The sequence below is a fragment of the Clostridium sp. D46t1_190503_E9 genome, assembly GCF_015555225.1.
Taxonomy (GTDB): domain Bacteria; phylum Bacillota; class Clostridia; order Clostridiales; family Clostridiaceae; genus Clostridium.
Genome location: NZ_JADNKB010000004.1, coordinates 206,891 through 220,663, shown reverse-complemented (window position 1 = coordinate 220,663; position 13,773 = coordinate 206,891). Strand labels below are relative to the sequence as shown.

Here is a 13,773-nt window from a genome sequence, read left to right as displayed (position 1 = left end):
TATTATTTTAAAGCATCTTTTACTTGAGTATAAGTAGTGTAAGTAACAATACCTGTTACTTTGCCAGTAGAATCTTTTACAGATGATTTTTCTATAAATTTAGAAATTAGAGAATCTAATTCTACTTCTGACTTACCAGTAACTGCCTTTAAAGCTTTTACTAACTCTGGTCTATCATAAGTAATAGCTCCATTAGCGTCAACTTTTATTATATTAACAGCACCTAGCTTATCAGCTATAGTACTTTCTACAGATCCTATAATAGTATTTACACTGCTTATAGTATCTAATTTTGCTCCATCATTCTTAGCAGCTAATATTTCTTGAGCATAATCTTTTCTTACTGCTTCAGACTTATCAAATAAAGCCTTATCATTGATAGAAATATATGAATTTAAAGCAGTAAACATAGTATCTACAGTAGTAGCTTTCTTCATTGAAACTCTTGCATTAACTGAATTTACTATACCTTGAACAGTATCTACAGTAGCATCTCCAAATTTTGCCTTATCTGCAAAGTACTCATCTTTATTTGCATCTGAAACATTCTTTAATCCTATTTCTTCTGCTTTTAATGCCTTTAATAAAGCATCTTTGTCATTTTCATCGTTAATTATATCTTTCATTTTATCTGCAAGCACTACTTTTTGAACATCTTGTGCTTTTGTCTTAAGATCAGCTACGCTAACTGCTTTTGTGATAGAAGCAAGATAATTTTCCATTATAGTTTCATTAATATCTGTGCTATAATTAAACTTATCTTTATCATTTACAACATCGCTTAAGTTCATTAATGCTGCACCTAAATCAGTTGGATCTGTAACTGATTTAACATCTAGAAGAGCTATATCTACTCTTAAAGATTTAAGTAAATCAGCTTTAGCTGTAACTTTATCAGCATCATCCTTATAATAATCTTCTACTAAAGTGATCTTATCTTCAATAGCAGTTCTTGTATTTTTTATTTCAGTTTTATTATCAGTTGCTGGAATCACATATTTTGTTTCATCTATTGTTTTATTATTACTAGAATAAACTAAATCTTGAATAGTTTCTATTTTAGTTCCTTTATCTTTAGCAGCAATAGCGTCTCTATAACCAGCAATCCAATCATAATTTACTTTTTCTAATCCTAATTCAACCATAGCATTATATACTTGCTTATCTGTTGCGTTTACTTTACCTTCTTCTTTTTTAGCAAGAAGTATTAGGTTATCAACGCTTATATTTCCTTCTAAGTCGCTATTTACTTTATCAATTATAGCCTGTACATCTGCTGCATTGTTAAGTGTCTTTCCAGTTAAAGCTGTTTTATACTTAACAGAAACTTTTGCATCTTCAACTGTATCAAATACAAATTCTTTTTTGCTATTATAGTCACCTAAAAGTCCAGTTATATATCCTTTTTCTTGTAATTCTACTAATGCACTTTCTAATTTAGCTAAATCTCCAGTACTAGTTCTAACTTCTTTTACTAAGCCAGCCTCAGTAAAGTCAAACTCTACTCCATTCACTGTCCAAACACCTTTTAAAGCCGTAGCTCCTAATACATTTTTAAATTCAAATGTAGCTTTTTTAGCTCCCTTTAATAAGTTCTTAGCTGAAACTTCATGAACATCACCATTATTGTCTATTACTTCAATAGTAGCACTCTTTAAGTTTTCAGTTAATCCTTCAAATTCTACTGTTACATTATATCTATTTATTTCAGTTATTTTAGTAACATCTAAGTCGTAAATTTTTATAGCTTCTACTCTATTTAATAAAGTTTTAGCCCAATCTTTGATGCCTTGGCTATCTGCAGTTAATAAATCATTAACTAATACCTTAGCAGCATCTACGTTTTCTTGAGTTTTATCTGTTTCTGCCTTCTTAACAGCGTCTACAGCTTTTTGTTGTAATCCTTGTTGAACTTTGTCAACAGCTGAACTATAAGAATTTCTCCAAACTGGTGCTAATTCTGCTGGAATAGCTTTTCTAGCAGCATTAATATTAGCTTGTGTTGGTTCCTTTTCAGCCTTCTTAATTAATTTTACTATGTTTGAGAATATTGGTTGTTGAACTGTGTCAACTTGCTTTGAAAATTCTCCTATAGCCCAATCTAAATTAGCTGGTAAAGCCTTTATAGCTTTTCTAGCTTCATTTATTGAAGCTTGTGTTTTTTCTGTAAGTGCCTTTTGTGTTGCTTGATAAGCAGCTTTATATAAAGCATCTACATTTGTATTTGTTGCAGCCATTGCTGGTGTTGCAACTACGCCTGTAGCCATCATAGCAGCCATAGCGCCTGTTAAAGTTTTTTGAACTTTTTTACTCATAGTGAGTTCCCCCTCCTAAAATTTAGATGATTAATTTTTTTTCTTTTTACGAGCTTTTTTGGTTCATAAATAAAATATATATTTATGATACACAAATTATATTATAATTCTTCCAGTTTGTCCAGTTATTTTTAATTATGGAAAGTAATTCATATTTTCTATTAGCTCTATTAGTATTGTAGCAAACTTTATGCACTTTTTTAATCATTTTCATTAAACAAATTCTACTATAATCCAACAAAAAATACCATTTAATTTATATATTTTCTATAATAACCAGTATTTTCTTTGAATATTTTTAATTAAATATATATTTGGATTTTTATGTAATATTTTCCTTGTAGTTTTATTATATTTTTATAAAAAAAATTATGCTAGAATATCAAAAATACTCTAGCATAATCTTTATTGTAATATATACTTTTCTTACATTAGTAATTTACATAATTAAAATTAAATAATCCTTAACAAACTTTATATACTTATTAGAATTTAAGCAAATATTCCCTTTAATAAAGATTTTATTTTATCAAATCTCCCTTTAAAAGCATATTCGACAATTTTTACAACTCGGGTGCCGTAAAAATATAATAATGATTTTACATATTTATATTTTGTAACATTACTTTTATATTTTTTCATAAATTTAATTCTATTTCTAGTATTCCATTCTACTGCAAAAGGTGACTCAGCTTCTCCTGACGCAGCACTTATCTTATGATAAATTATACTTTTAGGATTATAGTATATTTTATAATTATTGTTTTGTAAGTTTGCGCAAAAATCTACGTCTTCATAATACATAAAATATTCTTCTGGCAATAATCCAATTTTCTTTATTACTTCACTTTTTATTAACATTAAGCATCCTGTTGCAAATGTAATATCTCTTTGTTTTAAATTTACTTCTGATAATAATTTATTTTCATTTATATGATATCCATAAAATTTATCCCAATTTAATTCTCCACCATCAAACCAAATTTTATTTTTATCATAATAATTTAATATTAAGCCTGTAGTAATTCCTATTTTTTCATCTTTTTCTATTGAATAAACTAGATGATCTAAAAAATCTTCTTCTACAGTAGTATCATTATTAATTAAAAGAACATAATCTGCTCCATTTTCAAGAGCAAATTTTATTCCTACATTATTTCCAAAAGCAAAACCATTATTTTTACCTGAAGGAATTAAATGATGCTTATTATTTAATTTTTCTTTTAGCATTTCAAAAGAATTATCTGTAGAAGCATTATCAACTATTACTATTTCATAATTTTTATACGTAATATTTTCTAAACTTTCTACTGCTTCTATTGTATCTTTATATCCATTATAATTTAATAAAATTATAAATACTTTCTTTTCCATAACTATCCTCTTTTAAACTTCTTCACTATAAATTTAAAGACTCCATATTTTCTTAAAAACTCTAACATTATAAGGAATAGTATATTTAATATTAGTACTGGTATCTTTAAGGAGTTAACAAATACACTCCAACAAAGTATGCTTAAAATATTTGCATATATCACTATAGACCCAATTGTTGAAAATTTAATTTTTTTCTTTTTTATAATAAGTATTCCAAAATAAGCTAAGGCTAAAAATATAGCTACATATATTATAACTCCAAAATAACTTAAATCTTGCATAGCTTCTGGGATAAATGATGAAACATTTAGTCCAACCTTTTTTTCTAAATAAGGTGTAAATGATTCTCTAGCCATAAGCCAAGATTTATATTCCGCACCATTACCTGTTATATTAGCAAATAACTTTATAAATGGATAAAATAAATTATTAAAGTATGTTAATTCAAAACCTTGATTTAAAATAGAAAATGCTGCATTTTCTAATGGACTTGTTAAATAAATATATGCCCATAAGAATCCAGAAGGTATATATTTATTCATTTGATAATGCTCATGTATAGTTCTATTATATACATTTTCTAATACGTATTCCATTCTCATATCGCCAATATATCCAAATACAGCAATAGCTAAAAGTCCAACTGCTATGAAACATCCATATATAATATATAAATTCTTTTTAGATATACTGTCTTTTATTTTTATTAAGTTAAATATTTCGTAAACATATATAGCAAATAATATAAACACTAATGGGCCTCTATTTAATGTCAGTAATAATGTTCCTAAGGATAATATAAATAATATTAGCTCACTAATTTTTTTATGTGATCTAAATAATATATATTTAATTTGTGCAACTAGCACTAGCATATATACTATATATGCTGAATAATGGTCCATTGGTTGCTTATTTATTTTATTTTCACCTAAAATGGCTAATCCGTATTTACTAACGTTCAGCCAAAAAACAATTGATGCCACTATAAAAATTAATGTAGTTATAATTGAATAAATATAATAATCTTGATTGTCACTCTTGATATCATCCATGCTATCAATTACGTCTTGTTCTGTTAAAAATAACTTTTTACTAGCAATAAAGAAAGTAACTGCTATTAAAAACACTACTATATTTATTGGCCAATTTGGATTATATAACTTACTTAATTGTAAATTATATAAAGCAATATTACTTATCCATAATATAAACATTAATTTAATACTATCACCTAAAATAGTTAAACCTATTTTTTTATATGATTTAAATAAATAAGTTAAAATTATAATTAACTGTATTACTCCTAAAAAATAAAACATGTTATTATCTCCTGATTAATATTTTGTATACTTCTTTAGCTGTTTTTTCCCATGAAAATCTTTTTATATTAATAACTGATTTTTTTATTAGTTCGTCTCTTACTTCATCATCCTTTAAGATAACTTCCATTTTTTCTTTTAGATCTTTTGAACTATTATTTTCAAATACTAAGGCTGCATCTCCATATACTTCAGGTAATGATGAGTTATCTGAAGATAAAACAGCAGTTCCACATGCCATAGCTTCTACTATTGGTAGTCCAAAACCTTCATATAATGTTGTGTAAACAAAAGCTTTTGAATAATTATAAAGACTTGGTAAATCTTCATCTGGTACATAGCCAATAAAATTGATTTTATCTTCTATATTTAGATTTTTAGCTAAATCTTTTAACTTTAAAATATATGGCGAATCCTTACCTACTATTATAAGCTTACAATCTTCTTTAATCCCTGCCATAGATTCTATAGCAATTTCTAAATTTTTATGAGGATAAGAAGCACCTACCATTATAAAGTAGTCATATGAAATATTATACTTTTTTAAGATATCTTTATTTATATTAGTATCATTAAACAATTTTTCGTCATATCCATTATATATAACTTCAATTTTATCTTCATTTACATTATAAAACTTTAATATATCTTTTTTTGTATTTTCTGATATAGCTACAATTTTATATGCTTTCTTTAATAAAATTGGCATTAATATTTTATAATATAAATTTTGATGCTTTGCTACATTAGGAAAATATAATGGTATAAAATCATGTATAGTTATTATTTGTTTAGCTCTAGAAAAAAGTGAAAGATATTGAAACGGATGATATAATATATCATTTTTATTAACTTTAAAAGGAAGTATAAGTTGTGTCCATAGCAATCTTAATAACCCACCCATTTTTTTATATTTAGGAGTAACAAGCTTAGTTATTTCTTCTGTCTTTACTCCTTCTATTTCTACAGGCGATAAAACTCTAATGCTATTATCATCTTTATACATTTCCTTAACTACATTTTTTACATATACTCCAAGACCTGTAGGATGTTCATGTAAAATACTTGCATTTACTACTATTTTACTGTCCATAGTTTTTCAACTCCTTAATCTTAGATATATCATCTTTATTCACTATCATTATTTCATTATCTGTTTCTATCACTATTAAATTTTCTATACCCATAACATATGTTTTTTTCATAGTTTGAATTATATTATTCTTACTTTTTAATATAGCCACACTACCATCTATAACATTATTATTTACATCTGTATCTTTATATCTAGAAAGACTATTCCAACTTCCTAAATCATCCCATCCAAAGTCTCCTGGAATAACATATATATCATCAGCCTTCTCCATTATCCCATAATCTACAGATACAGCTTCTATCTTATTATAGTTTTCACATATACTTTTATAATCATTTAAATTCATATCATTTATCAAATTAAATGTATCTGGTAAAAACTTCTTTGTTAAATCTATTACTGTTGATGCTTTCCATATAAACATTCCAGAATTCCATAAATAAGAAGAATCCTTTATGTATTTTTCTGCTAAGCTTAAACAAGGCTTTTCTTTAAAGCTCTCTACAGATATTACTGAATGCTTATCAATTTTACATTTTTCAATACCAGTATGTATATAACCATATCCAGTATCAGGTCTAGTTGGGGAAATTCCTATTGTTAAAATAGATTTATTATTTTTATCAACAAAACTTTCTCCAGCTAATATTATTTCTCTAAATTTTTCCTCATCCAAAATAAGATGATCTGATGGTAAAACTACTATTGTTGCATCTTCATAAAACTCTCTTATATAAAACGCTGAAAATGCTATACAAGGTGCAGTATTTCTAGCCTCTGGTTCAACAATTATATTTTTTTCAGGCAAATTAGGCAAATGCTCTTTTATTAAGGTCGTGTACCTTTCTGCTGTTACTATAAAAATCCTGTCTAAAGGTATAATTTCTTCTAGCCTTTTCACTGTACACTGTAGCATTGATTCCTCACCTAATAGATTAAGAAATTGCTTTGGTTTTTCTTCTGTTGACATTGGCCAAAATCGCTCACCTTTTCCTCCTGCCATTATTAGAGCACATAGCATTTATTTATCTCACTCCTTTTTTTTATCTAATTGCTTTAAACTCAAAATCAGATAAAAGTATAAATAAGTTTACTTTAATTATGTTGTTCAAACTAATTTAAATATGGTATCTATTTATTTTCTTCCTTCATACATATTATCATAGTACTTTTGATAATCACCAGAAGTAACATTATTCATCCATTCTTTATTATCTAAATACCACTTAATAGTTTTAACTATTCCAACTTCAAAAGTAGTTTCTGGATACCATCCTAGCTCTTCTTTTATCTTGCTTGGATCTATTCCGTATCTTCTGTCATGGCCTTTTCTATCTTCAACAAACTTCTTTAAGTTTTCAGTTACTTTATTATCTACATTTTCATTGATATATTTTATAACTGTATCAACTATTTGAATGTTAGTTCTTTCGTTATGTCCACCAACATTGTAAACTTCTCCAAGTCTTCCATTGTTTATTACCATGTCAATTGCCTTAGCATGATCTTCAACATATAACCAGTCTCTTATGTTTAATCCATCACCGTAGATTGGTAAGTCTTTTAATTGAAGACAGTTATTTATTAATAATGGTATTAACTTTTCTGGGAATTGGAATGGTCCATAATTGTTTGAACATCTTGTTATGTTAACTGGCATTTTATAAGTATCTCCATATGCCTTTACCATCATATCTGATCCAGCCTTACTTGCTGAATATGGACTATGAGGATCTAATGGAGTTGTTTCCATAAAGTATCCTGTTTCCCCTAGTGAGCCATATACTTCATCTGTTGAAACATGTAAGAACTTAACTCCTTCTCTCCATCCATTTTCAGTTTCCCAAGCATTTTTTGCACAGTTTAATAAGTTAACTGTTCCAAGTACATTAGTTTTAGCAAAAACCTCTGGCTCTTTTATACTTCTATCAACATGAGATTCTGCTGCAAAGTGAGCAACATAATCTATTTCATATTTTTCAAATAATGATGATACAAGTTCTGCATCACAAATATCGCCTTGAACAAATATATGTCTTGAATCTCCTTCAATGCTCTTTAAATTTTCTAGATTTCCTGCATAAGTTAATTTATCTAAGTTTATAATTCTTATATCTTTATACTTTTTAAGCATATATAAAACAAAGTTTGAGCCTATAAATCCAGCTCCACCAGTAACTAAATAAGTTTTCATTTATAATTCTCCCCTTACAGTTAAATTTAAATTAAGAACTAAAATTTTATAAGTTTTGCATAAAACTAATCAATGCTTCTTTCCAATCTCTCATTTCATCGCCAATAGTACATCTAAGCATCATATTATCTAATGATGAATATTCAGGTCTCTTTGCTGAATTAGGATACATATTCTTATATTCCTCAGAAGTACATGGATTTACCTTGCAATCTCTTTTAGCAAGCTTCATTATTTCTTTTGCAAAGTCATACCAACTACATTCACCTTTTCCTGTGCAGTGATATATTCCATATTCTTCTGTTTCAATTAATTTAAGAATATGATATGCTAAATCATTAGCATTAGTTGGATTTCCAAGTTGATCATTTACTACACTTATAGAGTCCTTTTGTTCTCCTAAATTCATCATTGTATAAACAAAGTTTTTTCCTACATATCCATAAAGCCATGCTGTTCTAACTATATAATACTTTGATGAAAATTCTCTAACGTATTCTTCACCCTTTAATTTTGTTTTTCCATAAACACTATATGGTGCTGTTAAATCATATTCAGTTAAAGGTGTTTCCCCTACTCCACTAAATACATAGTCAGTTGAAACCTGAACTAACTTTGCCCCTATTTTTTCAGAAACAATAGCTAAATTTCTTGCTCCTATAGCATTTATTTTAAAAGCTAAATCTTTATTGCTTTCGCAACCATCAACATTAGTTGCAGCTGCACAGTTTATAACTACTTCTGGCTTTACTTCATTTAAAACTCTTTTTACATCTTCTAATTTAGTTATATCTAATTGTTCTACATCTAAAGCAAAAACTTCTGAGTTCTTAATATTTTCACTAACTTTACCAATTTCTGCTTCGCCAGTTTTAATTATCTTTTGTAGTTCATTTCCCAATTGGCCATTAGAGCCTGTTATCAATATTTTCATAGACTATTACCTCGCTTTACCTATATTCTATGATTAACAATTCTTTTTACTGTTCCTAAAAATGTTCTCATTCTCTTCTTCTTACTTTGGTATTTAGAAGATTTCTTTATACCTTCTTCATACTTTGGTATAGTTCTATTAAAAAGTTTCATTGCTATAAGTCTAGAAGTTAAAGTTGTTCTTCTTTCATATTGATAAGGCTGAACAAGCTTTAAACTTTCTTTAGGGAAGAACTCTGTTTTTATTTTTTCATCTTCTACTAGTTTCTTTATTAATTCTTCTCCAACGCTATTTCTTACTACAACTAAGCTTTTTCCACTACCTTCAGCAAATATTGGATATCCTTTTTCATCACAGTCCCATCCATCTCCAAAAACTAAGTCAGCTGCCATACCAACTCCATCTGGGCAAACTTTGCATCTTGGATGTAAGTATTTATTTAGTATTTTACCCCAACTGTCATCATAAGGCATCTTAAATTCTTCTCCTGAATTACTTACTGCAGTAGTAAACCCTGGCCATCCATTTCCTCTATATCTAAACTTACTAACTTCATTTTTATTTAAAGAGAATTTTTCTAATACCTTTAATGTTCCTTGAATACTTGGAGTTCCTGCACAAAAGAAAGAAATCTTATAAACTATATTTTCTTTTATAGATGGAACTATTCTTTCATAATTTCTTAATGCCACTATATCACAAGGACGTCCAACAAAGGCATATTTTAATCCTTTATCTAAATTTTTAAGTACTTCATTTAAAGGAGAAGCTGGACAGTACTTTGATCCTGTATTATTTAATATTTGATTTACATCATTCGTTATTACAACTTTGTTTCCTAATACATTCTCTTTATCATCTTCTATATGTATTACGTAATCTACAAGTTTTTTTTCTAATAAATAAACTAATGTTTGTGTAATAGTTCCTCCTGAAGAACCTCTAAACCTTATTTCCTCATTTGTTGAATATCCTAGATGTATATCCTTATAGTCTCCCCATACATGGTTTTTATTATTTTCATTTGCATAGGTTTTAACTCCAGGACATACTTCTCTTACTAGAGTCTCCTCACTTACTTCATTACTTTCATGTACATAATTGTTTACAGTTAAAAATCCATCTTTATTATATTTAATCTTTGAACAGTTAGAAAAATTAGTACAAATTCCACAACCAATACATAAATTTTCATTTACAACATCATTAATCTTTACTAACTTCATTTTTCCTCCACCTTATTTAACTTTTCTTAATAAAATTTAAATCTTCCTTCTTTATATATCCTATTTTTATAAAAACTAATATTGAAACTAAGTATATAACTCCTCCAAAGATTATAAATTTTAATATTGGTGAAGTTTTAATTATACTACTTATTAAATATATAGGAATAGCTATAGTAGCTGGAAGTAAAAATATTTTAGCTAATTTTTTATAAGGTAATACTTCTTTTAATTTTACTTTAAACCCATTACTAATTTTAAGTAATTGTAAAAGTACTACAAAATATTGAACTATAACTGTAGATATAGCAGGTCCAATAATTCCAAAAACCTTTAAGAAAATTATATTTAAAATTATATTTAAAACTATTCCTATTATTGAATTTACCATAACATATTTTTGTTGTTTAATAACTATTAATATGTTCCCAAATACAGTGAAGTATAGTGGGAATTTCATTAGATAAATAACAAAAATAGGTGTACTACTTTCTACATACTTATAAGAAAATATTAATTCTATGTATTCTCTAGCAAATAATAATGCAATCCAAAATATTGGGAACATTATTAAAGCAGTTTTTTCACAAGAGTCACCCCAAATTGATAATACTTCATTTGAATTCTTATTTTCTGCATAACTCTTTGACATTCTCGGTAATACAACTGATGCAATTGAAATTGTTATTATTCCAACCAAGGGAATGTCAGTAGCCGCATTTGCATATGCTGCATATTGTTCTGGAGTAAACTTATTAGATATAAATAAATTATCTATGTACATGTTTAAATTTTGTACTAAAGCCACTACTCCTAATGGTATAGCAAATTTAATTTGTTTGGATAATAATTTATACTGTGTTTTAAATTTTAAAGATTCTCTTGATCTTATTATACAATACATAACTATAGTTCTTAAAAGTTCTATTACTATCATAACAAATAGAAGAGAATGTAAGTTTCTTATTTTTATAGTAACATATCCTAGTGCCAAAAAGTTAGTTATAGTATATATAATATATATCTTACCTAACATCACAGTACTGTTACTTGATATATATAAGTTCTCTAAAAAGCTTGATATTATCATTACAAAAATTTGTAAAGCTAGTAAACTTATATAGTTTAAAATATCAGGGTTGTTTAATAAAACTGCAAGTTTTTCTCTAAATATTATAATAGCTAAACTACTAACTACAGCTATTGCCCCTAATACGACTATTGTGTTTCCTATTAATCTTTCTTTATCTTTTTTATCTGAAGACACATAAAAATAACTAATAGTTGTTGGAATACCTACAACACATATAGATGTAGCTAAATTGATTATTAAATTAACTTGTTTGTATGTACCATATAAGCTTTCAGTAAACAATCTAGCAATAATCATATTAAAGATAAGCATAAGAACACCTCTTATGCCTTTGCTAAATGTAAGGATTAAAGAATCTTTTAACACATCTCTTCCCCCATGACTATTTATTATTTATTATATCTATAATACTTTCAATTTTTTCTTTTAGTAATGGAATTTCCTTATTTAACTTTTCTTTTATTTTTTCTCTACTATTAAAATTGTCTATTATAGAATCTATTATTTCTTTTTCTTCTTCTTTTCTTGGATCTGTAACGCAATATCCTAATTCAATATTATCCCATATCCCAATAAATTTTCTACTATATGCAATTGGGCTTGTTGGAACGCAACTTGAAATAGCACCTATACAAGCATGCATTCTACTACCTATAAAGTAGTCGCATCCACTTATTATTGCTTTTATTTCATCTTCTCTATAATATTTATCTATTGTTTTAATATTTATCTTTAATTTAGAGTTTAACTCTTCTGCCATTTTTTTGCATACTCTAAAATCATCTTCTACTTCAATATCTTTAACCATTACATGTGGAATTAATATTATTTCTGTATTAGGTATCTTAGATAGTTTTTCAATTAATGAATCTATCAAATGCTTGTAATCCACTTTTAAGTTAAACATATTATTTCCGTTATATCCACTATTGTAAAGTAATGCACTAACATTTAAGCCTATTTTTATACTTTCTTTACTTTCAACAAACTTATCTATGCTAGTATTTTTATCTGGCTTCATATAAAATGCCATGTCAGGAATAAATTTTATTTCTCTATTTACTTTAAGTTCTTCAAGAGCTACTTTCTTACTTATTTCATCTCTTACAAAAACTATATCTGCTTTGTTTAAAATATTTCTAGCAACCTTTTTAACCCATAAACTTTTAAAAGGCCCTAAAGTTTGTGGCATAATCACTAATTTTTTCTTTAGATTAATTGCAGTTAGCTTTACTAAAGAATGTTGTATAAATCTTTTTGCTCCATATATATCACTAAAGCTATCACCTTCACTAATATCAAGGATAATGTCACTTTCTTTTAATGCTTTTATTATATAGTTATCTCCCAAAGTCTTACTCTTGAAATAAGCTTCTATTAGCTTCTTTTTGCCACAAGGAATTTCCTTTATATTTATTTGTAAATCATTGTATTTAATTAAATTATTAGTTTCTTCTTTTACTGTATAAGATAAAATAATTATTTCTATATCTGTTCCATATTTATCAAGAAGAAGTGTTATTTGCCCTCTAGTTAAAGCATTTACTCCTTTGTTTCCTGAATTTAACGATGCTCCTGCTAAAATTATCTTTTTCATCTTATCTCCTTTTTGTAATTGTTAACTTTTTATTTTTAGTTTTGATTTTTACTTATATTCAAAAGGTAAATCTAACTCTTTTAAAGTCTTTTGCTTCTTATCTTTTTCAGATAAAAGTATTTCATCAATTCCATCTAATGGCCATTCTATTCCTACTTCTGGATCATTCCAAAGAAGTCCACTATCATATTCTGGTGCATAAAAATCTGTACATTTATAGTTAAATGTAGCTACATCTGATAAAACTAAAAATCCATGAGCAAATCCTTCTGGTACATAGAATTGTCTTTTATTTTCAGATGTTAATAAGACACCTTCCCACATTCCAAAAGTTGGTGAGCCTTTTCTTAAATCTACAGCTACATCATAAACTTCGCCTTCTGTTACTCTTACAAGCTTTCCTTGAGTATGCTTTGTTTGAAAATGCATTCCTCTAAGAACTCCTTTTTTAGACTTTGATTCATTATCTTGAACAAATTCCATAGTAAGACCAGCTTCTTCAAAATCTTTTTTATTGTAGCTTTCCATAAAATAACCTCTGTTATCTCCAAAAACCTTAGGTTCTACTATATATAAATCCTTAATTTTAGTTTCTATGAAATTAAAATTTCCCATAAAT

At 27.0% G+C, this 13,773-nt stretch carries 11 protein-coding genes; all 11 read right to left on the bottom strand.

Features of this window, described 5'->3' with window-relative positions:
- Window positions 1-2 precede the first annotated feature (2 nt).
- The 11 genes from I2E83_RS06395 to rfbC all read right to left on the bottom strand — a co-directional run bounded on the left by I2E83_RS06395 (window position 3) and on the right by rfbC (window position 13,769).
- Window positions 3-2,315 carry a hypothetical protein gene (locus tag I2E83_RS06395; RefSeq protein WP_195429115.1) on the bottom strand — a complete coding sequence of 771 codons (2,313 nt, stop codon included), beginning with the start codon at window positions 2,313-2,315 and terminating at the stop codon, window positions 3-5.
- Between the two features lie 492 nt (window positions 2,316-2,807).
- Window positions 2,808-3,689: a glycosyltransferase family 2 protein gene (locus tag I2E83_RS06390; protein WP_195429113.1), complete on the bottom strand. Its 882-nt coding sequence runs from the start codon at window positions 3,687-3,689 to the stop codon at window positions 2,808-2,810.
- 2 nt (window positions 3,690-3,691) lie between these two features.
- Window positions 3,692-5,014 carry a hypothetical protein gene (locus I2E83_RS06385; RefSeq protein ID WP_195429110.1) on the bottom strand — a complete coding sequence of 441 codons (1,323 nt, stop codon included), beginning with the start codon at window positions 5,012-5,014 and terminating at the stop codon, window positions 3,692-3,694.
- A gap of 4 nt (window positions 5,015-5,018) precedes the next feature.
- Window positions 5,019-6,107 (bottom strand): glycosyltransferase family 1 protein, encoded by a 1,089-nt coding sequence (locus I2E83_RS06380; RefSeq protein WP_195429108.1) that lies wholly within the window; start codon window positions 6,105-6,107, stop codon window positions 5,019-5,021.
- Complete coding sequence (locus tag I2E83_RS06375; protein WP_195429106.1) at window positions 6,097-7,131, bottom strand: mannose-1-phosphate guanylyltransferase; 1,035 nt, start codon at window positions 7,129-7,131, stop codon at window positions 6,097-6,099. The genes I2E83_RS06380 and I2E83_RS06375 overlap by 11 nt, the downstream gene beginning before the upstream one ends.
- A gap of 114 nt (window positions 7,132-7,245) precedes the next feature.
- Complete coding sequence (gene rfbB / locus I2E83_RS06370) at window positions 7,246-8,304, bottom strand: dTDP-glucose 4,6-dehydratase (RefSeq protein WP_195429105.1); 1,059 nt, start codon at window positions 8,302-8,304, stop codon at window positions 7,246-7,248.
- 46 nt (window positions 8,305-8,350) lie between these two features.
- On the bottom strand, window positions 8,351-9,238 hold the full coding sequence (gene rfbD, locus I2E83_RS06365; protein WP_195429103.1) for a dTDP-4-dehydrorhamnose reductase: 888 nt from the start codon (window positions 9,236-9,238) through the stop codon (window positions 8,351-8,353).
- Window positions 9,239-9,258: 20 nt separating this feature from the next.
- Entirely contained in the window at window positions 9,259-10,464 is a 1,206-nt protein-coding gene (locus I2E83_RS06360; protein ID WP_195429100.1) for a Coenzyme F420 hydrogenase/dehydrogenase, beta subunit C-terminal domain, read from the bottom strand.
- 16 nt (window positions 10,465-10,480) lie between these two features.
- Window positions 10,481-11,923 (bottom strand): oligosaccharide flippase family protein, encoded by a 1,443-nt coding sequence (locus I2E83_RS06355; protein ID WP_195429098.1) that lies wholly within the window; start codon window positions 11,921-11,923, stop codon window positions 10,481-10,483.
- Window positions 11,924-11,939: 16 nt separating this feature from the next.
- Entirely contained in the window at window positions 11,940-13,154 is a 1,215-nt protein-coding gene (locus I2E83_RS06350) for a polysaccharide pyruvyl transferase family protein (protein ID WP_195429096.1), read from the bottom strand.
- A gap of 48 nt (window positions 13,155-13,202) precedes the next feature.
- Window positions 13,203-13,769, bottom strand: a complete 567-nt coding sequence (rfbC, locus tag I2E83_RS06345) for a dTDP-4-dehydrorhamnose 3,5-epimerase (protein ID WP_195429094.1) — start codon at window positions 13,767-13,769, stop codon at window positions 13,203-13,205.
- Window positions 13,770-13,773: the final 4 nt, after the last annotated feature.

Excerpts from the sequence above, each read along its gene's own strand:
- I2E83_RS06395 (WP_195429115.1), bottom strand. The coding sequence starts at position 2,315 with ATGAGTAAAAAAGTTCAAAAAACTTTAACAGGCGCTATGGCTGCTATG.
- I2E83_RS06390 (WP_195429113.1), bottom strand. The coding sequence starts at position 3,689 with ATGGAAAAGAAAGTATTTATAATTTTATTAAATTATAATGGATATAAA.
- I2E83_RS06385 (WP_195429110.1), bottom strand. The coding sequence starts at position 5,014 with ATGTTTTATTTTTTAGGAGTAATACAGTTAATTATAATTTTAACTTAT.
- I2E83_RS06380 (WP_195429108.1), bottom strand. The coding sequence starts at position 6,107 with ATGGACAGTAAAATAGTAGTAAATGCAAGTATTTTACATGAACATCCT.
- I2E83_RS06375 (WP_195429106.1), bottom strand. The coding sequence starts at position 7,131 with ATGCTATGTGCTCTAATAATGGCAGGAGGAAAAGGTGAGCGATTTTGG.
- rfbB (WP_195429105.1), bottom strand. The coding sequence starts at position 8,304 with ATGAAAACTTATTTAGTTACTGGTGGAGCTGGATTTATAGGCTCAAAC.
- rfbD (WP_195429103.1), bottom strand. The coding sequence starts at position 9,238 with ATGAAAATATTGATAACAGGCTCTAATGGCCAATTGGGAAATGAACTA.
- I2E83_RS06360 (WP_195429100.1), bottom strand. The coding sequence starts at position 10,464 with ATGAAGTTAGTAAAGATTAATGATGTTGTAAATGAAAATTTATGTATT.
- I2E83_RS06350 (WP_195429096.1), bottom strand. The coding sequence starts at position 13,154 with ATGAAAAAGATAATTTTAGCAGGAGCATCGTTAAATTCAGGAAACAAA.
- rfbC (WP_195429094.1), bottom strand. The coding sequence starts at position 13,769 with ATGGGAAATTTTAATTTCATAGAAACTAAAATTAAGGATTTATATATA.